Below are 25,183 nucleotides of genomic sequence, written 5' to 3' on the forward strand. Positions count from 1 at the left end.
AAAATTATTTAAATTTTTTAATACCTTCTTTCATCCAATTATAATAATCATCACTATTAGGCGTATATCCTACTGGCGCATTTAAATCTTCTTCATCATGATTCATTAAAACATAAAAAGGTTGCGTATTGGTCTTATATTTAATGGTTTGCATTTCACTCCATTTCTGGCCAATATACTTTAGTTTTTTACCTGGTCTTAATTTACTTTCTACCACTTCATCATCCTCTAACTTTCGTTTATCATCAACATATAAAGAAATTAAAATTACGTCATTTTTAAGCATTTTTAAAATATTTGGTTGCACCCAAACATTTTGCTCCATTTTTCTACAGTTTACACAAGCATGACCTGTAAAATCCATCATTACTGGCTTCCCTACCTTTTTAGCATAAGCCAAACCTTTATCATAGTCGTTAAATGATAAAATATTATGTGGGGGCATTAAATGTGCTCCATCAGGAATTTCTATTTGAGAAGCATCTCCAGAACCTAGTTTCATATATCCTACACCGTAAGGAGATTCGCTATAATGCTGTGGAGGAGGAAAAGCACTTATTAAATTTAAAGGTGCTCCCCATAAACCTGGTAACATATACAATGTAAAAGTTAATGAAAATAATCCCAAACCTAATCTACCTACAGAAATATGTTTTATCGGAGAATCATGTGGTAATTGTATTTTTCCGAAAAGATATAAAGTTAACCCTCCAAAAACTGCAATCCAAATAGCTATAAATACTTCTCTTTCTAACCAATGTAACTGAAGAACTAAATCTGCATTCGATAAGAATTTGAAAGCCAACGCAAGTTCTAAGAACCCTAAAACTACTTTTACAGTGTTTAACCAACCTCCCGATTTTGGCAAAGAATTTAACCAACCAGGAAACGCAGCAAATAATGCAAATGGTAAAGCAATTGCTAAAGAAAAACCTAACATGCCCACTATTGGACCTATTTGACTTCCACCGGCAGCAGCCTCTACTAATAAAGTACCAACAATTGGACCTGTACAAGAAAAGGATACAATAGCCAATGCCAAAGCCATAAAAAAGATACCAATTAAACCTCCTCTATCTGCTTGAGAATCTACTTTATTTGCCCAAGAATTTGGTAACATAATTTCGAAAGCACCTAAAAAAGAGGCTGCAAAAACCAATAACAAAATAAAGAAGATAACGTTAAACCACACATTTGTAGAAAGTGCATTTAATGCATCTGCTCCGAAAAGAAGACTGACTAAAACACCTAATAAAACGTAAATTACAATAATTGAAAGTCCGTAAATAATGGCATTTTTAATTCCTGCAGCCTTTGTTTTACTTTGTTTTGTAAAAAAACTCACCGTCATTGGTATCATCGGGAACACACAAGGCGTTAACAATGCAGCAAAACCAGATATAAAGGCAATTAAAAAGATTGAAATTAAACCTCTTTGATTATTGTCTTCACTTGGTGTATTAGCTGTTGTGCTTTTTAAAACACTTTCTTTTTCTGATGTTACACTTGCAACTGAAATTTCTTTTGTAGCAGCTGTATTATTAAAATTAAATTCTAAATCTATATAGGTAGGCGGAAGACACTTACTATCATCACAAACCATAAACTCTACTTCTCCTATTATTGCAGTAAGTTCTGTACTTGTAATTTTTATTTTTTGTTTAAAAGTTGCACTGTCTTCAAAAAACTTAATGACCATATTAAAAACAGGGTCATCTATCGTATGTCCCTCTTCTTCTTCAACATTACCTATTAAAGAATAACCTTCATTTTCTTCGAAACTAAATGAAGTGGGTATTGGTCCATCTTCTGGTACATTTTGAGAGTATAAATGCCAACCTCTATCTATACTTGCCTTTGCTACAAGATTGTATTCTGTTTCTGATACTTTTTCTACAGAAGTAGTCCATTTTACAGGTTCAAAAACTTGAGCGTATGATGTAAACCCAAGTGTTAATAATAAAATTAAAATTATTTTCTTCATCTGCTTCTATTTGGTATTTAGTATCAGTTTTATTTTTAAAACTTTTAAGTTAAAGGAGAATAATAATGCCTTACTAATTACGTTTATATAAATAGTAAGCACCTTTTTTTTAAAGCACCAATATTAATATTTCTAAGGATGTCTACAAAGTATTATAGGTTAATTATATTATAATTTTCCTTATAAAACACTTCTAATAAATCCATATAAAAAGATTTAAACTCGTCTGCTGCTTATATTCTTTTTAATAATTTGACTTCCTTTTTTTTTAAACCTTTTAAAGTGAATTCACGTTGTACTATTTTTCTAATATTCTTTTAGTTAAACAGCTACTAAGATATCAACTTTATCTGAATTAGAATTAAATTGTATGCAAATCTTAGCTTAATAATACCACACATATACTTGGCAAAATTAAGAATAACACCGTGTTAAACTAAAAATATATGTATCATCGTAATCAACTTCTCTCTTCAATATTAAACTTATACTAACATAAACACCTTTAAGATACTAATCTCTTTTATGCTTAATTCATTTAAATACGTTAAAAAAGTGTTCTTTTTTCAAAATTTTATAAATGCAAAAAGCATTGATACAATTAAACTATCTTTGCATAAAAAATAATCAATGCAGTTTTCTGAATTACCTTTACATAAATCCATCTTAAAAGCAGTTGCTGAAGAGCGATTTCACAGACCAACCCAAGTACAAGAAAAAGCAATCCCTTTAGTTTTAGCTAAAAAAAACGTAATTGTTTCTGCACAAACAGGTACCGGAAAAACTGCTGCTTTTGCACTGCCTATTATTCAACTTTTATTAGATAAAAAAGTAGAAGATGAAAAAGCTAAAAAGAAGATAAAATCATTAATTATAACACCAACCCGTGAGTTAGCAATACAAATTTTAGAAAATTTTGTAAGCTACAGCAAATACACCGATTTAAAAACCACTGCTGTTTTTGGAGGTGTATCTTTAGAACCTCAAAAAGAAATATTAGGCGAAGGTGTAGATGTTTTGGTTGCAACTCCTGGTAGATTAATTGATTTACAATTACAAGGAAACATCGATTTAAGTGCTATTGAAATTTTTGTTTTAGATGAAGCAGATTTAATGTTAGACATGGGCTTTATTGCCGATGTTAAAAAAATAGAAGCATTATGTCCTAAGCAAAAACAAACATTACTTTTTTCTGCAACAATTCCAGAAAAAATAGATGAATTGGCTAAAAGGATTTTAAAAAACCCTATTAAGATTGAAATAAACCCAGAAGAAACTACCGCAAAAAACATTGGTCAGTTATTGTATTATCTTCCAAAGAAAAACAAAACCGATTTGTGCTTGCATTTGTTAAGAAACACCATAAACGGGAAAATAATTATTTTTAGACGTACCAAATTTGGTGTAGACAAATTAGAAGAATCGTTACTTAAAAACGGCTACAAAGTTACAAGTATTCATGGTGATAAAACCCAAGCAATACGTAACAAAGCAATTGAAGATTTTAAAGACAAAAAAGCAAATATTTTAATTGCGACAGATGTTGCTGCACGTGGAATTGACATTACAAATGTAGATGCCATTATTAATTTTGATATTCCTAACATACCAGAAACATATATTCATAGAATTGGTAGAACTGGTAGAGCTGGTAAATCTGGAATTGCTTTTTCTTTCTGTTCTCCAGATGAAAATGCTTATATTAAATTAATTGAAACGTTAATAGAAAAGCCAATTAAAGTAATCGCAGAACATCCTTACCCTATTGCGCCACCAAAACATAGAAAAAAACAACCTAATACGGTTAGTAAACATAATAAAGGAAGAAAGTCTGAAGCTTCTAAGAAAAATAAAAAACGCTGGTATTAAACTTAGCTAACTTTTTAAAATTACAGCATAAAAAACCCCAAGTGAAAACTTGGGGTTTTTATTAAATAGAGGAAAAAGTTCAATTAATCATCTAAATCATTTCTCTTATAATACTTTTATTGAGCAACCAATTGCTCTAGTGTTTGTTTTTATAGGCTTTTTTCCAGATAATAAAGCATCTACAACATTTTCTACATATTTTTCTGTCACTGCATCTGCATCTCTAGAATTATTATCTACTGCACCAATATATTCTACTTTCATACCTGGCTTGCTTACCACAAATACATGAGGTGTTTTAGTTGCTCCAAATTTTGGATATACTTTTTGTCCTTCATCTAATAAATAAGGAAACGAAAAACCCTTCTCTTCTGCCCTAACCTTCATATCTTCTAAACTATCTCCTTTAGATGCTTTTGGATCATTCGGATTGATAGCAATTACAGGGTAACCTAATTTCTTATATTTCAAATCTAAAGCAATTATTCTATCTTCATTAGCCACAGAATACGGACACGTATTACACGTAAAAATGAGAATAAATCCTTTTACATCAGAATAATCTGATAGAGAAACCAACTTATCATCAATATTTATTAATTTAAAATCTTCTATAGTGTCCCCTACTTGGTAACCATCTGCTGTTTTTATCGTAAACGCACTTACCACAAGAACTACAAATACTAGTAAAATTGATTTTGTAAATTTCATATCTTTACTTTGTTTGTTTATAAAATAGTTTTTAACTCTGTTTCTAGTTCTTCATAATCGAAAGATTGCTCATAAAACGTTCTTCCGTTTGCATTGTAAATTAATGTAGCTGGTATGGCTCCAGACCAAGTAGAGTCTATCGCTTTTATCCAAACATCTTCATTTATATCATTTAATAAAACAACTTTAGACTGTAAATTATGTTTATTGATAAATGGAATCAATCTTTTATCTACCTGCTTCGGAAAGTCTAAACTCACTAAAATAACTTCTACGTTTTTAGCTGCGTATTCTTTGTTTAATTTTTCAAATGCCGGTAATTCTTTTACGCAAGGAGCACACCAAGTTGCCCAAAAATTAACAACGTATGTTTTACCGTCATTTTTTTCTAACAAAGGTTTCAATTCATTGTATGTATAAGACTTTACTGAGCTTACTTTTTGTGATACTTCTTTTACTTCTCCTTTTTTACAGGAAAATAAAAGGGACAAAAATAGCAAAGAATAAAAACCGTTTTTAAACATTTTATAAAATTACAAAGAAGATATATCACTAAAAAACAATTAACTAATCCTTAACAAAAAAGCCTCATAAAACTAAGTTTATGAGGCTCTATTACTAATCTATTTTTCTGTTAGAAAATTTCGTTTAAAATTTTAGCCAAACGAATTCCTCCTTTTTGCAATTGAGTTCTTACAGTTCCTAAATGATCATAAGAATACCTGTATTTTAAATTCTCGCCAACCTTTACAGATTTATAAACCTCCTTTGTAACCTCATGAACTTCATCTACCCAATCTACAACAGTTCCTTTTTCAATAGCTTTAATTTCTGCTTTTGATAAATCTTTTGCATTTTCAGCCAATTCTATATAACTCATGTTGTATTCTTCTATTATTTTAGAATCCCAAACCGAGTGTAAATTTGTACCCTTACCAAACCATTGAAGTTGTATAGTATTCCCTCCTTTGTCTTCTCTTTGACCAACATGCATTGGTTGGTGTAAATCTCCTACTAAATGCACCAACATTTTTAAATAGAAAACTTTATCTTCCTCAGAACTATTTTCATCCTTTAAAACCTCTATACATTTATAGATACCAGTAACCATATCTCCTGCCGGATTTTTTTCTGCATCTGCATACTTTTCATCTAATCCCATATTTACATAATGCCAAGAATAAAATTCATTGTATTTTTTCTCAGATTTTATTTCATCACCAAAGGTGGATACAAAAGCTAAACTTTGTCCTTTTAAGAGTTTATCAATTTTTCTTTTGGCTTTGTTTGATAAATGTTTCTCAGCAATTTTCCCTGTAGTTCTATGTCCTGTTGGTCCCCAAAAAACGGTTTCTTCTGCTGAAAAATTTGAGAATAAAAATATCGATAGTATAAAAAGTACTTTAATCTTCATTTTGTATTTTTAAAATTATGTTTCAACAAATTTATAAAATTATTCTTCACCAAATTTGTAAATCTTAAAAATAACACTATATCTTTACGATATCATTTTAATATCATTATAAAACAATTCATATGAAAGCAGAAAAAATTATTAAACCAGCAAACGGTTATTTAATGTTATTAATCGTATTACTATTATTTATTGGCGGAATTGTATTGTGTGCAATGCAAGAAACAATTGTGTATGCTCTTGTTAGTCTAATTGGCTTTATTGGTTTCTTTGGATTTATTTTAGTAAACCCAAATACTTCTAAAGTAATTTTACTATTTGGTAAATATGTAGGAACTATTAAAGCGAATGGATTGTATTGGGCAAATCCTCTTTATAAGAAAAAAACAATTTCTTTAAGAGCTAGTAATTTCGATTCTGAACGTTTAAAAGTAAATGACAAATTAGGGAATCCAGTAATGATTTCTACCATTTTGGTTTGGAGAGTTACAGATACGTATAAAGCTGCTTTTGATGTTGATAATTACGAAAACTTTGTACGAGTGCAAACAGATGCTGCCGTTAGAAAATTAGCAAGTATGTATCCGTATGATAATTTTGCAGACGAAGGTCATGACGAAGACATTACCTTACGCTCTAGTGTTAACGAAGTTTCTGAAGCTTTAGAAAAAGAAATTGATGAACGTTTAACAATTGCAGGTATTGAAGTTTTAGAAGCAAGAATTGGGTATTTAGCCTATGCTAATGAAATTGCTTCTGCAATGTTAAAAAGACAACAAGCAACTGCTATTGTAGCTGCAAGACATAAAATTGTACAAGGTGCTGTGGAAATGGTAGAAATGGCTTTAAACGAATTAAGTAGAAAACAAATTGTGGAGCTAGATGATGAACGCAAAGCTGCAATGGTAAGTAATTTATTGGTTATTTTATGTGGAGATAAAGAAGCCTCTCCTGTTGTAAATGCAGGAACCTTGAGTCATTAACACTGAGTTAGGAGTTAGAAAGAATAAAATTTCGAAAATAAAAAACCTTAATTTTTTAAAACTTTGTAACTAAATAAAAAAACATGAAAGAATATAAAATAGTAGAGCTAAAACTAGGTCTTAGAAATCGAGTTCAAAATTTTGAAGATTTATTAAATCAATATGCTAGAGAAGGTTGGATTTATAAAGAAATACCTCAAGGCTGAAACTCTGTAATCTTTGAACGAGACAAAAACAGATAAAATGAAAATTTTTAAAGAAGAGCAAAACTTTAGACAAACTTGGTTAATTTTAGTATTAATTATAGCTTCCATTGTACCTATTACAATGATGATAAAAAAACACTTAAAAACAGATACAACGTTATCTACACAAGAGTTTTTAATTACAATTGGAGTTATTGTATTATCAATTTCATTAATTTTCTTCTTTAAATTAACAACAAGAATTGATGAAAAAGGAATCCATTACCAGTTTTTTCCTTTGCATTTTAAGGTAAAAACAATTCCTTGGAGTACAATTTCTAAAGCATATGTTAGAACGTATTACCCTATAAGTGAATTTGGTGGTTGGGGATTAAGAGGTGGCTTCTTTTTTAATAAAGGAAAAGAAAAAGCCGTAAATGTTTCTGGTGATATTGGCATTCAACTTATATTTAAGAATGGTAAAAAATTATTAATTGGTACTCAAAAAAAAGAAGAAGCTAAAAGAGTTTTAGAAACTTATAATTTAAAAATAAATTAATATGATTCGTTTTATTACTTACCTCATAATCTTAACCTTAGGAACCTTAACTTCTTCTGCGCAGTTAAAAACTGAAGAAATTTTAATAAAAAATGGAGAAATAGAGCTTCCAGGAACCTTAACTTTTACAGAAGAAAAAACACCTTTAATAATTTGGATTCATGGTTCTGGCCCCATAGATAGAAACGGAAATCAGCCTGCACAAAACGTAAAAGCAAACTATATTAAACAGTTTAGAGATTCCATCAATAAAGAAAATATTGCTTTTTTTAGTTATGATAAAAGAACAGCTAACAAGAATAATAGCAAGTTATTAGCACATACAAAAATTACAGATTTCACACTAGATGCAGAAAAAGTAATTACACATTTTAAAAATGAAAAACGTTTTTCTAAAATTATTTTAATAGGTCATAGCCAAGGTTCATTAATTGCAATGATGGCTGCTAAAGAAGTCGACCAATATATATCTATTGCTGGCTCAGGAGAGCAGATAGATGAAACAATTATAAAACAAATTACAAAAAACAATGCTCCTTTAGGTCTTGCGGCCAGGAAACAATTTGACACTTTAAGAGTAAAAGGTAAGATAGAAACTGTTCATCCGTTTTTAATGAGCATATTTGGCAAACCAAATCAGGCTTTTTTATACGATTGGATGCAGTTGAACCCTAAAATCGAGATTAAAAAATTAAAGATTCCTGTTTTAATTATTAATGGAGATAAAGATTTACAAGTAACCATAGAAGATGCTAAAATATTACATGCAGCAAATACTAACTCTAAATTAGTGATTATAGAAAACATGAATCATGTTTTAAAAGACATTCAAAAAGAGGAAGATAATATAAAATCTTACTATTCTTCTGAATACCAAATCTCAAATAAATTAATAAAAACCATTAGTTTATTTATAAAAAAATAACATGGCAAAGAAAAAAGCATTCGCGTTGCGAGTTAATGAAGACATGATAAAAGCTATTGAAAAATGGGCTGCAGATGAATTTCGTTCTACAAACGGACAGATAGAATGGATGCTTATGCAAGCACTAAAGGAAGCTAAAAGAGAACCAAAGAAAAAAGAAGAATAAATTAAGCTTATTCCAAGCAATTAGAAAACAACATAAATTTTAAAAATAGACGCTCAATTTTTATTGAGCGTTTAGTATTTTGTATATTGCCTACTTGATTAAAATCTATTTTCTTAGATCTAATTAATTTATGAAAAACAAAATACAAATTATCTGTTTAATACTTTACTGTTTTCAAGTAAATGCACAATCTTCCGCTGAAAGCAAATTAGGTACTTGGTATATGTACAATGGTTCTCATAAACTTACTAAAAATATAAAACTTACAACCAGTGCCCATTTTAGATATTATGAACTAGCAACAGAATATCAACAAGAAATTTATAGAATAGGACTCAATTATGCTTTTAATGACAAAATTAACGTTACAGGCGGTAGTGTATACTCCATAACAGACAAATCTTATAAAAAGGATGCTGCAGATTTGTATGAATACCGTTTTTATCAAGATCTAAACATAAAAGATAATTGGAATAAAATTAGAGTAAAACATCGTGTACGGTTAGCCCAAAGATTTAAAAGAAGAAACGCAACAAATGAGATAGCACATAGAATACGATATGGTTTGTTTTTAAACTATCCTATTTCTAAAAATTGGGAAACCTATACTTTTAGCGAGCTTTTTATAAAATTTGCAACTAAAGCTTACAGCCAAAATAGAACGGGTGCAGGCATTCTTAAAAAAATCGATGATAATCTAAAACTAAAATTAGGTTACTTTTACACAAAATTTTCAAATAGTGACCTTTATCGGTTACAAGTAGGAATTATCTTAAAAACAGACTTTACAAAAAAAACAATTTAAATATGACAACACCCACTTTTACAAATGATGCAATCGTTTTTGGAATCTTAATGTTATCACTCGGTTTCGTTTTCTATACGGAAAATATAAAAAGTGGTTTCTGGCATAAATTTTACAAGATTGTACCAGGTTTATTTATGGCATATTTTATTCCTGCTATTTTTACTACTGCTGGCATTATATCCCCAGAATGGGAAACCTTAAATACGGCAGGTGAAATTGTAACAGGTAAATCGCAATTGTATTATATTTCTAGTCGATTTTTATTACCTGCAGCCTTAATTTTAATGACATTAAGCATCGATTTAAAGGCTATTTTTAACCTAGGTTCTAAAGCATTAATAATGTTTTTTACAGGTACTGTAGGTATTATTATTGGAGGACCCATAGCTATTTTGTTAATTTCAATCTTCTCTCCAGAAACGGTTGGTGGATCTGATTTTGATGCTGTTTGGCGTGGTTTATCTACACTTGCAGGAAGTTGGATTGGTGGTGGAGCAAACCAAACTGCCATGTTAGAAATTTATAAATATAACCCAGCCAAATATGGAGGAATGGTGTTTGTAGATATTGTAGTAGCTAATGTTTGGATGGCTATTCTATTAATAGGAATTGGTAAAAAAGACAAAATAGACAAATGGTTAGGTGCAGATACTTCTGCCATAGAAGATTTAAAAGATAAAGTTTCTTTATTTGCTAAGAAAGTAAAAAGGAATCCTTCTGTAACAGACTTTATGATAATTCTTGCCATAGCTTTCGGTACGGTAGGTTTAGGTCATTTTACAGCAGAATATTTAAGTTCTTTTTTCGGTGAATTAGTTGCTGGTATTGAATCTGAAACTTGGAGAAACATCTTTACTTTCTTAGGTTCTAGTTTCTTTTGGTTGATTAGTATTTCTACAGTTATTGCAGTTATCTTATCTTTTACAAAAGCAAAAAATTACGAAGGCGCAGGAGCTAGTAAAATTGGAAGTGTATTTATTTACATTTTGGTTGCTACAATTGGTATGAAAATGGATTTAGCAATGATTTTTGACAATGTAGGATTAATTGCCATTGGTCTTGTTTGGATGTCTATTCATGCTGGATTATTAGTATTCGTTGCCAAATTAATAAAAGCTCCTTATTTCTTTCTAGCACTTGGTAGTCAAGCAAATGTTGGAGGTGCAGCTTCTGCCCCAATTGTAGCGCAAGCATTTCACCCTTCTTTAGCTACTGTTGGTGTTTTATTAGCTGTTTTTGGATATGCCATAGGAACAATTGGTGCTATTTTATGTACCATTTTAATGGAATTATCAGCAACACTTTAAATAAAAATGAGCATATTTGCACACGAAAAATATAGATTTATGAAGAAAATTATTACGCTTTTAGTCCTATCAATTTTAATTACAGCATGTTCTTCTAAAAAAGAAGGAAATATGACTGTGCAAGGCAAAATTAAAGGTCTTAAGAAAGGGACTCTATACCTTCAAAAAATGAAAGATACACTATTAGTATCTGTAGATTCAGTAAAATTGCTAGGTAGCGATAAATTTACTTTAACGGATAATGTGGAATCTCCTGTATTATATTATTTAACATTTGACGGAAATACAAGTGATAAAAGAATTTTATTTTTTGGTGAAAAAGGAATTATTACCATTAACGATAATGTAGAAAAGTTTGGATATACTCCAGAAATAACAGGATCTAAAAATCAAGAAATTTTAGATAAGTATAATAAAATTAAAAGTAAATTTCAAGATCAGCGATTAGAATTTATTAAAAAAGATTTTGATGCTAAAAAAGCAAACAATCAAGAATTAATTACACAATTAGAAAAAGACTATCAAAATCTTACAAAAAGAAGAGTTTTATTTACTACTAATTTTGCACTTACAAATGCAGACTATGAAGTTGCACCTTATATTGGTTTAACAGAAATGTATGATGCTAGTCTAAAAATGTTAGATACAGTAAATAATTCTTTATCAGATAAAGTAAAAAGCTCTGATTATGGAAAACGTTTTCAAGAATACTTAATTTCTATCAAGGAAAAATAGTTAAAATATTTCTTCTATTAAATAAAAAAAAACGAGCAAATTGCTCGTTTTTTTTATGTATTAAAAAAGTAATATTTAATTATTGTCGACACATTTCAAACTTATATAATTAGACTTAAAGCCACAATTAGAAACAGTTACAAAGTTTTATCTTAATCTCTTATTAAAGGCAATGTAGAACATCTAAGTAACCCTTCTTGCTTCGATATTTCAGAATAAGCAACTTCCTCTACAGTAAAACCATTTTCTCTAAGCCAAGTATTTAATCTTGTAAAGTTTTTTTCAGAAATAATAACTTCTTCAGAAATTGAAAAAATATTACTATTCATGTTATACATTTCTTCTTTTGTTATTTCAAAAACATTTTCCTTTCCAAAGAAATCTACCAACCATTCATATTCTCTTTCTATTAAAAAACCGTTTTTATGAAGAATAGCCTTGTCTTTTCCTATTGGTTGAAAACAGCAATCTAAATGCAACGCATTATCCTTTGCATTGGTATTCGATTTTCTTAACTCAAAAGACTTTACTTTTTTATGAGAAAATAATTCTTGTAGCGCAATTACCGCGTCCATATTTGTACGCGCTGTAATATAATCTGCATAATCACTTCCAGAATAGGTACCAACAAAAATATATTCATTCCATGGCATTACATCACCACCTTCAACATGACACTCTTTGGGTAAAACAACCACTTTAGAAGGATCTATTTGTGAGATTACTTTATCTATTGCCTTATATTCTTTTTCTCTGTCTGGTAGAATATTGGCTTCTATAAAAGTATCTTCAATTACAAAAGCAATATCTCTAGCAAATATTTGATTATAATTTTCAATTATATCTGGTCTAAAAACTTGTACATTATACTTTTCTAAAATTTCAGCAACTGCTTCCATTTCTAAGTTCATTGTAGATTCTTTAGGATATGTTCCGGCTAGAACATGTTCTATACTTTTAGGATCATAGCAATCTTCTACCCTTGGCACTCCTCCATTACTTTTCGCAGTTCCTAAGATAACAGCTCTTAATTTAGATGTTTCGTTTTTAATATTTAATTGTAACATATATAAAGTAGATAAAAAAAGCTTCATAAAATATGAAGCTTTGATTTTGTAAATGTAATAAAATTTATCTTTTTTCTATACCTGTAAAAGGTCTGTAGTTTTCACCTGTATATATTTGACGTGGTCTACCTATTGGCTCTTTGTTAAGGCGCATTTCTTTCCACTGAGCAATCCAACCAGGTAAGCGTCCTAAAGCAAACATTACTGTAAACATTTCTGTTGGAATCCCCATAGCTCTATATATAATACCAGAATAAAAATCTACATTCGGGTATAATTTTCTTTCAACAAAATAAGGATCATTTAAAGCTTCTTGTTCTAAACTTCTTGCGATATCTAAAATAGGATCTTCAACTCCTAAATCATTTAAAACATCATCTGCTGCAGCTTTAATAATTTTAGCTCTAGGATCGAAGTTTTTATAAACTCTATGTCCAAATCCCATTAAACGGAAAGGGTCATTTTTATCTTTTGCTTTGGCCATGTACTTTTTAGTATCACCTCCATCAGCTCTAATTCCTTCTAGCATTTCTAAAACAGCCTGATTAGCTCCACCATGTAATGGTCCCCAAAGTGCAGAAATTCCTGCAGAAAGAGAAGCAAATAAACCAGCATGAGAAGAACCTACAATCCTCACTGTAGATGTAGAACAGTTTTGCTCATGATCTGCATGTAAAATTAATAATTTATCTAATGCATCTTTAACAATAGGGTTAATTACAAAATCTTCATTTGGTTGCTTAAACATCATAAACATTAAATTCTCTACGTAACCTAAAGATTTTTGTCCATAATTTAAGTGCATTCCTTTTTGCTTACGCATAGTCCAAGCCACTAATACTGGAAATTTAGCCATAATACGTACAATAGCGTTGTACATATCTTCTCTAGACTCAATATTAACTGAAGATGGATTAAATGCAGTTAAAGCACTTGTTAAAGAAGACAATACTCCCATTGGGTGTGCTGTCTTTGGAAATGCTTCTAATATTTTTCTAACATCATCATCTACTAATGAATGATCTCTAATGTCATTATGAAATTTTTCTAATTCTGCCTTTGTAGGTAAATTACCAAATATTAATGCATAAGATACTTCTAAAAAATCTGCTTTTTCAGCTAATTCTTCAATAGAATAGCCTCTATAACGTAAAATACCTTTTTCTCCATCTAAGAAAGTAATAGCACTTTCACATGAACCTGTGTTCTTATAACCTGGATCTATAGTTATAATTCCATTGGTTGCACCTCTTAAGGTTTTAATATCTATGGCTACTTCATTTTCTGTACCCTTTACAAGTGGAAACTCATAAGTTTTATCTCCAATCTGTAATTTAGCTGTATCTGACATTTACTGATGATTTTTTAGTATTGTTAAGTTTGACGAAGATACCAAATTTAATAGTATTTTAAAAGGGTGCACTAATAGATTTTAAGAATTTTAAAATAAAGGTAGCTTATGTAAGAATAATGCAAAAAAAACCTCATAATTTCTTATGAGGTTATAATCTATTTAAAAAAGTTACTCTTAAAGGTTAAAAGCATTTTCTCCTGGAAAATAAGCAGTTGCACCTAATTCTTCTTCAATACGTAATAATTGGTTGTATTTTGCCATTCTATCTGAACGAGAAGCAGAACCTGTTTTAATTTGTCCACAGTTTAATGCTACTGCTAAATCTGCAATAGTATTATCTTCTGTTTCACCAGATCTATGAGACATTACTGAAGTATAACCTGCATTTTTTGCCATATTTACAGCTGCAATAGTTTCAGTTAAACTACCAATTTGGTTTACTTTAATTAAAATAGAATTTGCTATTCCATTTTCAATTCCTTTAGCCAAACGTTCTACATTAGTTACAAATAAATCATCACCAACTAATTGAACTTTATCTCCAATTAATTCAGTAAGATATTTTGTACCATCCCAGTCATTTTCATCCATTCCATCTTCAATAGAGATGATAGGATATTTAGCAGCTAATTCAGCTAAATAATCTGCTTGTTCTTTACTTGTTCTAATTTTTCCAGTTTCACCTTCAAATTTAGTATAATCGTATTTACCATCAACATAAAACTCTGCAGAAGCACAGTCTAATGCAATTTTAATTTCTTCTCCAAAAACATAACCTGCATTTTTAACTGCTAAAGCAATAGTTTCTAAAGCATCTTCAGTACCACCTGCTAAATTAGGAGCAAATCCTCCTTCATCACCAACAGCTGTAGATAAACCTCTATCGTGTAAAACTTTCTTTAAGTTATGGAAAATTTCAGAACCCATTTTTAAAGCTTCAGTAAAAGTTTTCGCTTTAACTGGCATAATCATAAATTCTTGAAATGCAATCGGAGCATCTGAATGAGAACCACCGTTAATGATATTCATCATTGGTAATGGTAAAGTATTAGCAGAAACACCACCTACATATCTATATAAAGGCATCCCTAACTCATTAGCAGCAGCTTTAGCGGCTGCTAAAGAAACTCCTAAAATAGCATTTGCTCCTAATTTAGATTTATTTGGTGTACCGTCTAAATCAATCATTAATTGATCTATTGCATTTTGCTCAAATACAGAAGTACCTAATAATTCTGCTGCAATAATGTTATTTACATTAGATACTGCTTTTAAAACACCTTTACCCATGTAATCTTTACCACCATCACGTAATTCTACAGCCTCATGTTCTCCTGTAGAAGCTCCAGATGGAACTGCTGCTCTACCTAAAATTCCGTTTTCTGTAGTTACATCTACTTCTACTGTTGGATTACCTCTTGAATCAAAAATTTGACGTGCGTGAACGCTAATTATTATACTCATTTTATTTATTATTTAATTAATTTATGTCTTTTATTTATACTGCTAATTTACAAAAAACCACTCATAAATGAGTGGTTTTAAATAGTTACTTACGAAAACGTTTTCAGATGAAATAAATTAACAAATGTTAACTTATCACTGCTTTAGCCTTGGTAATATTTTCTATAAATTGGTCGAATAAATACTCAGAATCATGTGGTCCTGGGCTAGCTTCTGGATGATATTGCACAGAAAAAACATTCTTTTCTTTCATACGAATTCCTGCAACAGTATGATCATTTAAATGAACATGTGTAATTTCTACATTGTCATTAGATTCCGTTTCTTCTCTATTGATAGCAAAACCATGATTTTGTGAAGTGATTTCACCCTTACCTGTCAACAAGTTTTTTACAGGATGATTAATTCCTCTATGACCATTGTGCATTTTATAAGTAGAAATTCCATTAGCCAAAGCTATTACTTGATGTCCTAAACAGATACCAAATAACGGTAAATTTCTTTCTATAATTTCTTTAGCTACTTCTTGTGCTTCAATCAATGGTTCTGGATCTCCAGGTCCATTAGAAATAAAATAACCATCAGGATTAAAATCTAATAAATCTTCAAACTTAGCATTGTAAGGAAACACTTTTATGTAAGCTCCTCTTTTTGCTAAATTTCTTAAAATATTCTTTTTAATACCAATGTCTAAGGCAGATATTTTAATCTCAGCATTTTCATCACCAACAAAATAAGGTTCTTTTGTAGACACTTTAGAAGCCAACTCTAAACCTTCCATACTAGGTACTGCCGCTAATTGCTTTTTTAAGGCATCAATATTATCTACATCAGTAGAAATAATAGCATTCATAGCTCCATTATCTCTAATATACGCCACTAAAGCTCTAGTATCAACATCTGAAATAGCTACAAGATTGTGTTTAGTAAACCAATCTTTTAAATTACAATTAGAATCTACTCTAGAATGCGTAAAACTAAAATTTCTACAAATTAAACCTGATATTTTTATTCCATCAGATTCAACTTCGTTGTCATTTACCCCATAATTACCAATATGTGCATTTGTTGCAACCATTAATTGACCAAAATAAGAGGGGTCAGTAAAAATTTCTTGATAGCCAGTCATACCTGTATTAAAACAAATTTCTCCGGTAGACGTTCCTTCTATTCCTACGGATTTACCATAAAAAATTGTTCCATCTGCTAATAAAACAAGCGCTTTTTTTCGTGTTTGATATTTCATTGATAGTTGTTGTGTTTCTTAATGCAAAAATATAAAAAAAAGGGATAAACGTAAACGCTTATCCCTTTTATATAATTTAAAAAATTTTCATTTTTTATTCTTCAGATTTTTCTTCTGTTGCTGTTCCTTCTACTTGTGGAGCATCTGCTTTTTTGCTTCTTCCTCTACGTGTAGTTTTCTTAGCTTTTTTACCATTAGGATTGTAAATTTCGTTGTAATCAACTAATTCAACCATTGCCATAGGAGCATTATCACCTTGACGATTTCCTAACTTAATAATACGAAGATAACCTCCTGGTCTATCTGCTACTTTTACAGAGATTTCTTTAAATAATTCTGTAACTGCATATTTATCACGTAAGTGAGAAAATACAACACGTCTGTTGTGAGTAGTATCACTTTTAGACTTTGTTATTAATGGTTCTGCAAAAACTCTTAATGCTTTTGCTTTAGCCACTGTAGTGTTAATACGTTTATGTTCTATTAAAGAACATGTCATATTAGCTAACATTGCCTTTCTGTGTGAAGTAGTTCTTCCTAAATGATTATGCTTTTTTCCGTGTCTCATGACCCTTGTTTTATAATTTCATCTTGCATCAACTCGTTATGAGGAGCAAATTATGAAAAATTAATCTCTATCTAATTTGTATTTTGTTAAATCCATACCGAAACTTAACCCCTTAACAATCACTAATTCTTCTAGTTCTGTTAATGATTTTTTACCAAAGTTTCTAAACTTCATTAAATCACTTTTGTTAAAAGAAACTAAATCTCCTAATGTATCTACTTCTGCAGCCTTTAAACAGTTTAAAGCTCTAACAGATAAATCCATGTCGATTAATCTAGTTTTTAATAACTGACGCATGTGTAATGACTCCTCATCATACGTTTCTGTTTGTGCAATTTCATCTGCCTCTAAAGTGATACGCTCATCAGAGAATAACATAAAGTGGTGGATTAATATTTTTGCAGCCTCAGTTAATGCATCTTTAGGATTGATTGATCCATCAGTATCGATATCGAAAACTAATTTTTCATAATCCGTTTTTTGCTCTACACGAAAATTTTCGATTGCATACTTTACATTCTTAATTGGTGTGTAGATAGAATCAGTAAAGATTGTTCCTATTGGTGCTGAAGCTTTTTTATTCTCTTCTGCTGGTACAAATCCTCTACCTTTTTCTATAGTAATTTCTGCATTTAACTTTACAGATTTATCCATGTTACAGATTACTAAATCTGGATTCAATACTTGAAAACCAGAGATAAATTTCTGTAAGTCTCCTGCAGTAAACTGCTCTTGACCAGATAATGAAATAGATACAGTTTCTCTATCTGTTTCTTCTATTTGTTTCTTAAAACGAACTTGTTTTAAGTTTAAAATAATTTCTGTAACGTCTTCTACAACCCCAGATACAGTAGAAAATTCATGCTCTACACCATCAATTCTTAATGATGTAATTGCAAATCCCTCTAAAGAAGATAAAAGAACTCTTCTTAAAGCGTTTCCTATTGTTAAACCAAAACCTGGTTCTAAAGGTCTAAACTCAAATCTACCTGTAAAATCAGTAGATTCAATCATAATAACCTTATCTGGTTTTTGAAAATTTAAAATTGCCATTTTTCTTCGTTTTAATTGTTATCCGGTTGCGCGGTTTATAAATGTGAAGAAATATTTATAAACCCTTTGGCCGAATTTCAATGTGTTTAATTTATTACTTAGAATATAATTCTACGATTAATTGTTCTTTGATGTTTTCTGGAATTTGTAATCTTTCTGGTGCTTTTACAAAAGTTCCAGATTTAGTATCTGTATTCCAAGTTAACCATTCAAAAACATTGCTGTTAGATGCTAATGCATTTTCAATAGCACTTAAAGATTTAGATTTCTCTCTTACAGCTACAACATCTCCATCTTTTAAACTATAAGAAGGAATGTTAACTATTTCTCCATTAACAGTAATATGTCTGTGAGAAACTAATTGACGAGCTCCACTTCTAGAGTTAGAAACACCCATTCTGTAAACAACGTTGTCTAAACGAGATTCACATAATTGTAATAAGATTTCACCTGTAATCCCAGAAGCAGCTTGTGCTTGTTTAAACAAGTTACTGAATTGACGCTCTAAAATACCATAAGTATATTTCGCTTTTTGCTTCTCCATTAATTGAGTTGCATATTCAGATTTCTTTCCTCTTCTTCTTGCATTTCCATGCTGTCCTGGAGGAAAATTTCTTTTTTCGAAGTTTTTATCTTCTCCAAAAATTGCTTCACCAAACTTACGAGCAATTTTAGTTTTTGGTCCTGTATATCTTGCCATTTCTTTTGTTGTTATAGATAGGGATTATGAATTAAGGCTTACTCCTTCGATAATCTTGTTCCTATCAAATTAAAAAATTAAATTATACTCTTCTTCTCTTTGGAGGGCGACATCCGTTATGAGGAATAGGTGTAACATCAATAATTTCTGTTACTTCGATACCTGCATTATGGATAGATCTAATAGCAGATTCTCTACCATTACCCGGTCCTTTTACATATACCTTTACTTTACGTAAACCTGCTTCTTTTGCAACGTTTGCACAATCTTCTGCTGCTAATTGAGCTGCATATGGAGTATTCTTTTTAGAACCTCTAAAACCCATTTTACCTGCAGATGACCAAGAAATAACGTCACCTTTTTTATTTGTTAAAGAAATAATGATGTTGTTAAAAGATGCAGTTACGTGCGCCTCTCCAATAGCATCAATGATTACCTTACGCTTTTTTGAACTTGCTTTTGCCATAATTTTTCAGTTTTAGTAATTTAGTTTTCTAACCTTATAGCCTAGACTATTATTAGATCTTTATTACTTTATCTAACTTATTTTTTCTTGTTAGCTACAGTTTTTCTCTTACCTTTTCTTGTACGAGAGTTATTCTTAGTTCTCTGCCCTCTTAAAGGAAGACCAAGTCTGTGACGAATACCTCTTTGACAACCGATATCCATCAAACGTTTGATGTTAATCTGTACCTCAGAACGTAGTTCACCTTCAATTGTGAAAGATCCTACTTGTTCTCTAATTGCTGCGATTTGATCATCAGTCCAATCTTGAACTTTAATGCTCTCATCTACTTTTGCTTCTGCTAGAACTTTTTGAGCTCTGCTGCTTCCTATACCAAAGATGTAAGTTAATGCGATAACACCTCTTTTATTCTTTGGAATATCAATACCTGCTATTCTTGCCATTACCCTTGTCTTTGTTTAAATCTAGGATTTTGTTTATTAATCACGTATAATCTACCTTTCCTGCGAACTATTTTGCAGTCGGCACTTCTTTTTTTAACTGATGCTCTAACTTTCATCTGTTTTGTTTTTTTAGTATCTGTAAGTAATTCTTGCCTTTGATAAATCGTACGGACTCATTTCTAATTTTACCTTATCTCCAGGTAGTAATTTGATATAATGCATACGCATTTTACCAGAAATGTGTGCCGTAACAATATGTCCATTTTCTAATTCTACACGAAACATTGCATTAGATAATGCCTCTGTAATTGTTCCGTCCTGTTGAATTGCTGATTGTTTAGCCATATTATTTATTCGATTTTCTGTTGCTATTCCCCGCTTTCATCAAACCATCATAATGACGATTTAATAAGTACGAATTAATTTGTTGCAACGTATCAATTGCAACTCCAACCATAATTATTAATGATGTACCACCATAAAACATGGCCCAACTTTGTTGTACTCCAAACTGAACTACAATTGCTGGTAAAATAGATAATGCTGCTAAAAATAACGATCCTGGGAACGTAATTCTAGATAATACAGAATCTAATCTATCTGCTGTGTCTTTTCCTGGTCTAATACCTGGTATAAAACCACCACTTCTTTTTAAATCATCCGCCATTTTATTCGTAGGAATAGTAATAGCAGTATAGAAATAACTAAAGATGACAATTAACAATGCAAAAATAACATTGTACCATAAACCATTCATATCTTGTAAGCTAGCAATTGCTGGAAATCTCTGAGCCAAAGCAACTGGTAAAAACATAATTGCTTGAGCAAAGATAATTGGCATAACACCTGCTGCATTTAATTTCAAAGGAATATAATCTCTTGAACCTGCAACATTTTGTACATTTCCCACAACCGTTCTTCTAGCATACTGCACTGCAATCTTTCGAACAGCAGTAACTAATAGCACAGTTAATAAAATTACTACAAACCAAACAATAATTTCTATTAAAACCATCATAATACCACCTGCTCCTGCATTTGTTGTTTTAGCAACAAACTCTTGTAAAAATGCAGCAGGAAAGTTAGCGATAATACCAACAGTAATTAATAATGAAATACCATTACCAACACCTTTGTCTGTAATACGCTCACCTAACCACATTGCAAAAATAGTACCTGCAGTTAAAATGATAATTGATGATATCCAAAAAGTAGCACCACTTACTAAAAACGCTTCTGGTCCTAAACCAAATTGTGTTTTAATAGCAGTAATATACGTAGGTGCTTGCACTAACGTAATACCAATTGTTAACCATCTTGTTATTTGTGTAATTTTTTTTCTTCCACTTTCTCCATCTTTTTGTAGTTTTTGTAAATAAGGAACCGCAATTCCCATTAACTGAACTACAATAGATGCAGAAATATAAGGCATAATACCAAGAGCCATTACTGACGCCCTAGCAAATGCTCCTCCTGTAAATGCATTCAATAAACCTAAAAGACCTCCAGAAGTACTTTCTTTTAAAGCTGAAAGTTGTAATGGATCTATTCCAGGTAAAGGAACAGAAGCCATAAAACGATACACAGCAATTAATCCGATTGTAAGAAGAATTTTATTTTTCAACTCTTCAATACTGAAAATCTCTTTTAATCTATTAATAAAATTCATCATTTACGGGATGTTATAAAGTAACAGCTTCTCCTCCAGCTGCTTCGATAGCTGCTTTTGCTGTTGCTGTAAATTTATGTACAGTTATATTTAATTTAGCCTTTAACTCTCCACTACCTAATATCTTGATTAAGTCGTTTTTTCTTGCCAATCTATTAGCAATTAAAGTATCTAAAGTAACTGTATCTGTTATCTTTCCACTATCAACTAAAGATTGTAATTTATCAATATTGATACCTTGATATTCAACACGATTAATATTTGTGAAACCAAACTTTGGTACACGTCTCTGAAGTGGCATTTGCCCTCCTTCGAAACCAATCTTTTTAGAATAACCAGAACGAGATTTCTGTCCGTTGTGACCTCTTGTAGCGGTACCACCTTTTCCAGATCCTTCACCCCTTGCAATTCTTTTTCCTTTTTTAATGGAACCTTCTGCTGGTGTTAAATTATGTAAACTCATTTTTTCTAAATATCTTATTTAATTTCTTCGAAAGAAACTAAGTGTTTAACTGTATTTACCATACCAACTATAGAAGGAGTTGCCTCATGCTCTACAGTTTGGTTCATTTTACGTAAACCTAATGCCTCTAAAGTTCTTTTTTGACTTTGAAGACGTCCGATTTGACTTTTCACTTGTGTAACTTTTATTCTTGCCATCGTTCTTAGGTTTATCCGTTAAATACTTTCTCTAAAGAAATCCCTCTTTGCTTAGCAATACCTGCTGCACTACGTAATTGTAATAAAGCATTAAAAGTTGCTTTAACTACGTTATGAGGATTTGATGATCCTTGAGATTTTGATAATACATCATGAATACCAACTGACTCTAGTACGTGCCTTACAGCACCACCAGCAATAACTCCAGTACCATGAGATGCAGGCTTAAGAAAAACTTTAGCTCCACCAAATTTACCTTTTTGCTCATGAGGTAAAGTTGCATCTAAAATAGGAATTCTAACTAAATTTTTCTTTGCGTCTTCAATTGCTTTTGCAATTGCAGATGCAACATCTTTAGATTTTCCTAATCCATGACCAACAACACCATTACCATCTCCAACAACTACGATTGCAGAGAAACCAAATGCTCTACCACCTTTTGTTACTTTAGTAACACGTTGTACTCCTACTAATCTATCTACAAGATCTAACCCACTAGGTTTTACTCTTTCTACGTTTTTATATCCTTGCATAATTTCTTAAAATTTTAAACCCGCTTCTCTTGCAGCGTCTGCTAATACTTTAACTCTACCGTGATATAAATACCCGTTTCTATCGAAAGCAATTGTTTCAACTCCAGCTTTAGTAGCTTTTTCTGCTATTAATTTACCAACTGCTGTTGCTGCTTCGATTTTAGTACTTGCGTTTATTTCTTTATTTCTAGATGAAACTGAAGCTAATGTTACTCCATTTACATCGTCTACTAATTGAGCGTAGATTTCCTTGTTACTTCTGTAAACCGATAATCTTGGTTTAGTAGCAGTACCAGAAACGATCTTTCTAATTCTACGCTTAATTCTAGCTCTTCTTTGTAGCTTTGATAATGCCATAATGCTATATATTATGCAGATTTACCTGCTTTTCTTCTTAATATTTCACCAACAAACTTCACACCTTTTCCTTTATAAGGCTCTGGAGCTCTGAAAGAACGAATCTTTGCAGCAATTTGACCAACTAATTGTTTATCAAATGAAGATAATTTAATGATCGGGTTTTTCCCTTTCTCAGATATTGTCTCAATTTTAACCTCTGGAGCTAATTCTAAAACGATATTATGAGAGAAACCTAAAGCTAAATCTAATTTTTGTCCTTGATTAGATGCTCTATAACCAACACCCACCAATTCTAAATCTTTAGTCCAACCTTTACTTACACCTTCAATCATGTTATTGATTAAAGCTCTCATTAAACCATGTTGTGCTTTATGGTTTTTACTTTCTGATGCTCTATCTAAAGTGATAATACCATCTTCGATTTCTACTGTAATACCTTCAGAAATAGTTTGAGTTAACTCACCTAATTTTCCTTTTACGGTTACTACATTGTCTTTTACATTAACATCTACACCTTGTGAAATGCTAATAGGATTTTTTCCAATTCTACTCATTTCTATAGATTAATAAACGTAACATAAAACTTCTCCTCCAACATTCTCTTGACGTGCTTTTTTGTTTGTCATTACACCCTTAGATGTAGAAACAATAGCAATTCCAAGTCCGTTTAATACTCTTGGCATCTCTGTAGAGCCAACGTATTTACGTAAACCTGGTGTACTGATTCGTTGAATCTTTCTAATTACTGATTCTTTTGTTTCTCTTTCGTACTTTAAAGCTATCTTAATTGTTCCCTGAACTTTATCGTCATTGAACTGGTAGCTTAAAATATACCCTTGATCAAACAAAATTTTAGTCATTTCCTTCTTCAAGTTTGAAGCTGGAATTTCCACTACTCTGTGTCCTGCTGCGATTGCATTTCTTACTCTTGTAAGAAAATCCGCGATTGGATCTGTATACATATTTATTTAAAATTGCGATTACGGTTTTCAAATACCTCTATTTATGCTACAGATTTCTCTGTGATAAATGAACCTATAATCAGTTAAAATTCTTATACTCAAAAAAAATAGAGCGTGCAAAGATACACATTCTATTTTTATATTTGAGCTTTATTTAAAATTTTCTACCAAGATGCTTTTTTAACACCTGGTATTAACCCTTGATTGGCCATTTCTCTAAAAGTAACACGAGATAAACCAAATTGTCTCATATATCCTTTTGGACGACCAGTTAATTTACATCTGTTATGCATTCTAACTGGTGAAGCATTCTTAGGTAATTTTTGTAATGCATCATAGTCTCCAGCTTCTTTTAAAGCTTTTCTCTTTTCAGCATATTTAGCAACAGTTGCTGCTCTCTTACGCTCACGCGCTTTCATTGATTCTTTAGCCATTTCTTAATTTTTTTTGAATGGTAAACCTAATTCTCCTAATAATGATTTAGCCTCTTTATCAGTATCTGCAGATGTTACAAAAGTAATATCCATTCCACTAATTTTTTTAACTTGATCAATATTAATCTCTGGGTAGATGATTTGTTCAGTAATACCTAAATTGTAATTACCTCTTCCATCAAAACCATTAGCTTTTATACCGTTAAAGTCTCTAACACGAGGTAAAGAAGCTGTAACTAATCTATCTAAAAACTCATACATTTTATCTCCACGTAAAGTAACTTTAACACCAATTGGCATCCCTTTACGCAATTTAAATGCAGCGATATCTTTTTTAGATAATGTAGAAACTGCTTTTTGACCTGTAATTTTAGTCAACTCTTCTACAGCATAATCTATTAATTTCTTATCTGCAATTGCAGCACCTACACCTTTAGAAACAACTATTTTTTCTAATTTAGGAACTTGCATTACATTCTTGTAACTGAATTCTTCAGTAAGAGCTTTTATTACTCTTTCTTTGTATTCTGCTTTTAATCTTGGTACGTAACTCATGAT

General features: G+C 30.9%; 33 protein-coding genes. 9 read left to right on the forward strand and 24 right to left on the reverse strand.

Going from position 1 to position 25,183, the window contains the following annotated elements; genetic code table 11:
- Positions 1-4: 4 nt before the first annotated feature.
- The gene (locus H0I29_RS01650) at positions 5-1,984 is read right to left on the reverse strand and encodes a cytochrome c biogenesis protein CcdA (RefSeq protein ID WP_218754205.1); all 1,980 of its coding nucleotides are present in this window, start codon (positions 1,982-1,984) and stop codon (positions 5-7) included.
- A 630-nt stretch (positions 1,985-2,614) separates the two neighbouring features.
- On the opposite strand from H0I29_RS01650, the gene H0I29_RS01655 reads away from it, so the two are divergent.
- Entirely contained in the window at positions 2,615-3,853 is a 1,239-nt protein-coding gene (locus tag H0I29_RS01655) for a DEAD/DEAH box helicase (RefSeq protein ID WP_218754206.1), read from the forward strand.
- A gap of 105 nt (positions 3,854-3,958) precedes the next feature.
- Here H0I29_RS01655 and H0I29_RS01660 read toward each other — a convergent pair whose 3' ends face one another.
- The 3 genes from H0I29_RS01660 to H0I29_RS01670 all read right to left on the reverse strand — a co-directional run bounded on the left by H0I29_RS01660 (position 3,959) and on the right by H0I29_RS01670 (position 5,978).
- Positions 3,959-4,564: a thioredoxin family protein gene (locus H0I29_RS01660; RefSeq protein ID WP_218754207.1), complete on the reverse strand. Its 606-nt coding sequence runs from the start codon at positions 4,562-4,564 to the stop codon at positions 3,959-3,961.
- Between the two features lie 17 nt (positions 4,565-4,581).
- The gene (locus H0I29_RS01665) at positions 4,582-5,088 is read right to left on the reverse strand and encodes a TlpA disulfide reductase family protein (RefSeq protein WP_218731134.1); all 507 of its coding nucleotides are present in this window, start codon (positions 5,086-5,088) and stop codon (positions 4,582-4,584) included.
- Between the two features lie 110 nt (positions 5,089-5,198).
- Positions 5,199-5,978, reverse strand: coding sequence for a S1/P1 nuclease (locus H0I29_RS01670; protein WP_218731135.1), 780 nt, complete (start codon positions 5,976-5,978; stop codon positions 5,199-5,201).
- Between the two features lie 122 nt (positions 5,979-6,100).
- Between H0I29_RS01670 and H0I29_RS01675 the strand changes: the two genes are divergently transcribed.
- From H0I29_RS01675 to H0I29_RS01710, 8 genes are all read left to right on the forward strand, one after another.
- Positions 6,101-6,961, forward strand: coding sequence for an SPFH domain-containing protein (locus tag H0I29_RS01675; RefSeq protein WP_218731136.1), 861 nt, complete (start codon positions 6,101-6,103; stop codon positions 6,959-6,961).
- Between the two features lie 83 nt (positions 6,962-7,044).
- Complete coding sequence (locus tag H0I29_RS01680) at positions 7,045-7,167, forward strand: DUF4177 domain-containing protein (protein ID WP_218754208.1); 123 nt, start codon at positions 7,045-7,047, stop codon at positions 7,165-7,167.
- A 37-nt stretch (positions 7,168-7,204) separates the two neighbouring features.
- A complete protein-coding gene (locus H0I29_RS01685; protein WP_218754209.1) occupies positions 7,205-7,705 on the forward strand; it encodes a hypothetical protein in 501 nt (166 codons plus the stop codon).
- A 1-nt stretch (position 7,706) separates the two neighbouring features.
- Complete coding sequence (locus tag H0I29_RS01690) at positions 7,707-8,630, forward strand: S9 family peptidase (RefSeq protein WP_218754210.1); 924 nt, start codon at positions 7,707-7,709, stop codon at positions 8,628-8,630.
- A gap of 1 nt (position 8,631) precedes the next feature.
- Positions 8,632-8,796 carry an Arc family DNA binding domain-containing protein gene (locus H0I29_RS01695; protein WP_068364181.1) on the forward strand — a complete coding sequence of 55 codons (165 nt, stop codon included), beginning with the start codon at positions 8,632-8,634 and terminating at the stop codon, positions 8,794-8,796.
- Between the two features lie 130 nt (positions 8,797-8,926).
- Complete coding sequence (locus tag H0I29_RS01700) at positions 8,927-9,601, forward strand: DUF2490 domain-containing protein (RefSeq protein ID WP_218754211.1); 675 nt, start codon at positions 8,927-8,929, stop codon at positions 9,599-9,601.
- Positions 9,602-9,603: 2 nt separating this feature from the next.
- Positions 9,604-10,911 carry a DUF819 domain-containing protein gene (locus H0I29_RS01705; RefSeq protein ID WP_218754212.1) on the forward strand — a complete coding sequence of 436 codons (1,308 nt, stop codon included), beginning with the start codon at positions 9,604-9,606 and terminating at the stop codon, positions 10,909-10,911.
- A 39-nt stretch (positions 10,912-10,950) separates the two neighbouring features.
- On the forward strand, positions 10,951-11,646 hold the full coding sequence (locus tag H0I29_RS01710) for a DUF4369 domain-containing protein (protein WP_218754213.1): 696 nt from the start codon (positions 10,951-10,953) through the stop codon (positions 11,644-11,646).
- A 152-nt stretch (positions 11,647-11,798) separates the two neighbouring features.
- Here the strand turns inward: H0I29_RS01710 and H0I29_RS01715 are convergent, their stop codons facing one another.
- From H0I29_RS01715 to rplE, 20 genes are all read right to left on the reverse strand, one after another.
- Positions 11,799-12,713 (reverse strand): dimethylarginine dimethylaminohydrolase family protein, encoded by a 915-nt coding sequence (locus tag H0I29_RS01715; RefSeq protein ID WP_218755171.1) that lies wholly within the window; start codon positions 12,711-12,713, stop codon positions 11,799-11,801.
- Between the two features lie 64 nt (positions 12,714-12,777).
- Positions 12,778-14,064, reverse strand: coding sequence for a citrate synthase (locus H0I29_RS01720; RefSeq protein WP_218731143.1), 1,287 nt, complete (start codon positions 14,062-14,064; stop codon positions 12,778-12,780).
- A 177-nt stretch (positions 14,065-14,241) separates the two neighbouring features.
- Positions 14,242-15,531, reverse strand: coding sequence for a phosphopyruvate hydratase (gene eno, locus H0I29_RS01725; RefSeq protein WP_218731144.1), 1,290 nt, complete (start codon positions 15,529-15,531; stop codon positions 14,242-14,244).
- A gap of 127 nt (positions 15,532-15,658) precedes the next feature.
- The gene (gene carA / locus H0I29_RS01730) at positions 15,659-16,777 is read right to left on the reverse strand and encodes a glutamine-hydrolyzing carbamoyl-phosphate synthase small subunit (protein ID WP_218754214.1); all 1,119 of its coding nucleotides are present in this window, start codon (positions 16,775-16,777) and stop codon (positions 15,659-15,661) included.
- Between the two features lie 94 nt (positions 16,778-16,871).
- Positions 16,872-17,345 (reverse strand): 50S ribosomal protein L17, encoded by a 474-nt coding sequence (gene rplQ / locus H0I29_RS01735; RefSeq protein WP_068451564.1) that lies wholly within the window; start codon positions 17,343-17,345, stop codon positions 16,872-16,874.
- Positions 17,346-17,405: 60 nt separating this feature from the next.
- On the reverse strand, positions 17,406-18,398 hold the full coding sequence (locus H0I29_RS01740) for a DNA-directed RNA polymerase subunit alpha (protein WP_165732609.1): 993 nt from the start codon (positions 18,396-18,398) through the stop codon (positions 17,406-17,408).
- 94 nt (positions 18,399-18,492) lie between these two features.
- Positions 18,493-19,098, reverse strand: coding sequence for a 30S ribosomal protein S4 (rpsD, locus tag H0I29_RS01745; RefSeq protein ID WP_208890009.1), 606 nt, complete (start codon positions 19,096-19,098; stop codon positions 18,493-18,495).
- A gap of 82 nt (positions 19,099-19,180) precedes the next feature.
- A complete protein-coding gene (gene rpsK, locus H0I29_RS01750) occupies positions 19,181-19,564 on the reverse strand; it encodes a 30S ribosomal protein S11 (protein ID WP_036825729.1) in 384 nt (127 codons plus the stop codon).
- 77 nt (positions 19,565-19,641) lie between these two features.
- Positions 19,642-20,007: a 30S ribosomal protein S13 gene (gene rpsM / locus H0I29_RS01755; RefSeq protein ID WP_165732607.1), complete on the reverse strand. Its 366-nt coding sequence runs from the start codon at positions 20,005-20,007 to the stop codon at positions 19,642-19,644.
- Entirely contained in the window at positions 20,007-20,123 is a 117-nt protein-coding gene (gene ykgO / locus H0I29_RS01760) for a type B 50S ribosomal protein L36 (protein WP_004568720.1), read from the reverse strand. Before ykgO ends, rpsM begins: the two co-directional genes overlap by 1 nt.
- A 13-nt stretch (positions 20,124-20,136) precedes the next feature.
- Positions 20,137-20,352, reverse strand: a complete 216-nt coding sequence (infA, locus tag H0I29_RS01765; RefSeq protein WP_004568721.1) for a translation initiation factor IF-1 — start codon at positions 20,350-20,352, stop codon at positions 20,137-20,139.
- Position 20,353: 1 nt separating this feature from the next.
- On the reverse strand, positions 20,354-21,676 hold the full coding sequence (gene secY / locus H0I29_RS01770) for a preprotein translocase subunit SecY (RefSeq protein ID WP_165732728.1): 1,323 nt from the start codon (positions 21,674-21,676) through the stop codon (positions 20,354-20,356).
- A 13-nt stretch (positions 21,677-21,689) separates the two neighbouring features.
- Positions 21,690-22,139 (reverse strand): 50S ribosomal protein L15, encoded by a 450-nt coding sequence (rplO, locus tag H0I29_RS01775; RefSeq protein ID WP_166382668.1) that lies wholly within the window; start codon positions 22,137-22,139, stop codon positions 21,690-21,692.
- A 14-nt stretch (positions 22,140-22,153) separates the two neighbouring features.
- Complete coding sequence (gene rpmD, locus H0I29_RS01780) at positions 22,154-22,336, reverse strand: 50S ribosomal protein L30 (RefSeq protein ID WP_036783629.1); 183 nt, start codon at positions 22,334-22,336, stop codon at positions 22,154-22,156.
- Positions 22,337-22,347: 11 nt separating this feature from the next.
- On the reverse strand, positions 22,348-22,872 hold the full coding sequence (rpsE, locus tag H0I29_RS01785; RefSeq protein WP_302849956.1) for a 30S ribosomal protein S5: 525 nt from the start codon (positions 22,870-22,872) through the stop codon (positions 22,348-22,350).
- Between the two features lie 3 nt (positions 22,873-22,875).
- On the reverse strand, positions 22,876-23,226 hold the full coding sequence (gene rplR, locus H0I29_RS01790) for a 50S ribosomal protein L18 (RefSeq protein ID WP_165732605.1): 351 nt from the start codon (positions 23,224-23,226) through the stop codon (positions 22,876-22,878).
- 11 nt (positions 23,227-23,237) lie between these two features.
- Entirely contained in the window at positions 23,238-23,783 is a 546-nt protein-coding gene (rplF, locus tag H0I29_RS01795) for a 50S ribosomal protein L6 (RefSeq protein WP_218731147.1), read from the reverse strand.
- Between the two features lie 9 nt (positions 23,784-23,792).
- Positions 23,793-24,191, reverse strand: coding sequence for a 30S ribosomal protein S8 (rpsH, locus tag H0I29_RS01800; RefSeq protein WP_068451535.1), 399 nt, complete (start codon positions 24,189-24,191; stop codon positions 23,793-23,795).
- A gap of 164 nt (positions 24,192-24,355) precedes the next feature.
- Positions 24,356-24,625, reverse strand: a complete 270-nt coding sequence (rpsN, locus tag H0I29_RS01805; protein ID WP_165732603.1) for a 30S ribosomal protein S14 — start codon at positions 24,623-24,625, stop codon at positions 24,356-24,358.
- A 3-nt stretch (positions 24,626-24,628) separates the two neighbouring features.
- Positions 24,629-25,180, reverse strand: coding sequence for a 50S ribosomal protein L5 (gene rplE, locus H0I29_RS01810; RefSeq protein ID WP_165732602.1), 552 nt, complete (start codon positions 25,178-25,180; stop codon positions 24,629-24,631).
- Positions 25,181-25,183: the final 3 nt, after the last annotated feature.

This window comes from Polaribacter sp. R2A056_3_33 (assembly GCF_019278485.1).
In the GTDB taxonomy this organism is placed as follows: domain Bacteria; phylum Bacteroidota; class Bacteroidia; order Flavobacteriales; family Flavobacteriaceae; genus Polaribacter.

Bases quoted from the DNA above. Each gene is read 5' to 3' on its own strand.
- rplO (WP_166382668.1), bottom strand. From the start codon at position 22,139: ATGAGTTTACATAATTTAACACCAGCAGAAGGTTCCATTAAAAAAGGA.
- ykgO (WP_004568720.1), bottom strand. From the start codon at position 20,123: ATGAAAGTTAGAGCATCAGTTAAAAAAAGAAGTGCCGACTGCAAAATA.
- H0I29_RS01710 (WP_218754213.1), top strand. From the start codon at position 10,951: ATGAAGAAAATTATTACGCTTTTAGTCCTATCAATTTTAATTACAGCA.
- H0I29_RS01705 (WP_218754212.1), top strand. From the start codon at position 9,604: ATGACAACACCCACTTTTACAAATGATGCAATCGTTTTTGGAATCTTA.
- rpsH (WP_068451535.1), bottom strand. From the start codon at position 24,191: ATGTATACAGATCCAATCGCGGATTTTCTTACAAGAGTAAGAAATGCA.
- H0I29_RS01695 (WP_068364181.1), top strand. From the start codon at position 8,632: ATGGCAAAGAAAAAAGCATTCGCGTTGCGAGTTAATGAAGACATGATA.
- rpmD (WP_036783629.1), bottom strand. From the start codon at position 22,336: ATGGCAAGAATAAAAGTTACACAAGTGAAAAGTCAAATCGGACGTCTT.
- rpsK (WP_036825729.1), bottom strand. From the start codon at position 19,564: ATGGCAAAAGCAAGTTCAAAAAAGCGTAAGGTAATCATTGATGCTATT.
- H0I29_RS01665 (WP_218731134.1), bottom strand. From the start codon at position 5,088: ATGTTTAAAAACGGTTTTTATTCTTTGCTATTTTTGTCCCTTTTATTT.
- H0I29_RS01670 (WP_218731135.1), bottom strand. From the start codon at position 5,978: ATGAAGATTAAAGTACTTTTTATACTATCGATATTTTTATTCTCAAAT.
- H0I29_RS01650 (WP_218754205.1), bottom strand. From the start codon at position 1,984: ATGAAGAAAATAATTTTAATTTTATTATTAACACTTGGGTTTACATCA.
- H0I29_RS01700 (WP_218754211.1), top strand. From the start codon at position 8,927: ATGAAAAACAAAATACAAATTATCTGTTTAATACTTTACTGTTTTCAA.
- H0I29_RS01680 (WP_218754208.1), top strand. From the start codon at position 7,045: ATGAAAGAATATAAAATAGTAGAGCTAAAACTAGGTCTTAGAAATCGA.
- rpsM (WP_165732607.1), bottom strand. From the start codon at position 20,007: ATGGCAAGAATAGCAGGTATTGATATTCCAAAGAATAAAAGAGGTGTT.
- secY (WP_165732728.1), bottom strand. From the start codon at position 21,676: ATGAATTTTATTAATAGATTAAAAGAGATTTTCAGTATTGAAGAGTTG.
- infA (WP_004568721.1), bottom strand. From the start codon at position 20,352: ATGGCTAAACAATCAGCAATTCAACAGGACGGAACAATTACAGAGGCA.
- rpsN (WP_165732603.1), bottom strand. From the start codon at position 24,625: ATGGCTAAAGAATCAATGAAAGCGCGTGAGCGTAAGAGAGCAGCAACT.
- rplE (WP_165732602.1), bottom strand. From the start codon at position 25,180: ATGAGTTACGTACCAAGATTAAAAGCAGAATACAAAGAAAGAGTAATA.
- rplR (WP_165732605.1), bottom strand. From the start codon at position 23,226: ATGGCATTATCAAAGCTACAAAGAAGAGCTAGAATTAAGCGTAGAATT.
- rpsD (WP_208890009.1), bottom strand. From the start codon at position 19,098: ATGGCAAGATATACAGGACCAAAAACTAAAATTGCTCGTAAGTTTGGT.
- rplQ (WP_068451564.1), bottom strand. From the start codon at position 17,345: ATGAGACACGGAAAAAAGCATAATCATTTAGGAAGAACTACTTCACAC.
- rplF (WP_218731147.1), bottom strand. From the start codon at position 23,783: ATGAGTAGAATTGGAAAAAATCCTATTAGCATTTCACAAGGTGTAGAT.
- H0I29_RS01655 (WP_218754206.1), top strand. From the start codon at position 2,615: ATGCAGTTTTCTGAATTACCTTTACATAAATCCATCTTAAAAGCAGTT.
- H0I29_RS01675 (WP_218731136.1), top strand. From the start codon at position 6,101: ATGAAAGCAGAAAAAATTATTAAACCAGCAAACGGTTATTTAATGTTA.
- H0I29_RS01690 (WP_218754210.1), top strand. From the start codon at position 7,707: ATGATTCGTTTTATTACTTACCTCATAATCTTAACCTTAGGAACCTTA.
- H0I29_RS01715 (WP_218755171.1), bottom strand. From the start codon at position 12,713: ATGTTACAATTAAATATTAAAAACGAAACATCTAAATTAAGAGCTGTT.
- H0I29_RS01660 (WP_218754207.1), bottom strand. From the start codon at position 4,564: ATGAAATTTACAAAATCAATTTTACTAGTATTTGTAGTTCTTGTGGTA.
- H0I29_RS01720 (WP_218731143.1), bottom strand. From the start codon at position 14,064: ATGTCAGATACAGCTAAATTACAGATTGGAGATAAAACTTATGAGTTT.
- carA (WP_218754214.1), bottom strand. From the start codon at position 16,777: ATGAAATATCAAACACGAAAAAAAGCGCTTGTTTTATTAGCAGATGGA.
- H0I29_RS01740 (WP_165732609.1), bottom strand. From the start codon at position 18,398: ATGGCAATTTTAAATTTTCAAAAACCAGATAAGGTTATTATGATTGAA.
- eno (WP_218731144.1), bottom strand. From the start codon at position 15,531: ATGAGTATAATAATTAGCGTTCACGCACGTCAAATTTTTGATTCAAGA.
- H0I29_RS01685 (WP_218754209.1), top strand. From the start codon at position 7,205: ATGAAAATTTTTAAAGAAGAGCAAAACTTTAGACAAACTTGGTTAATT.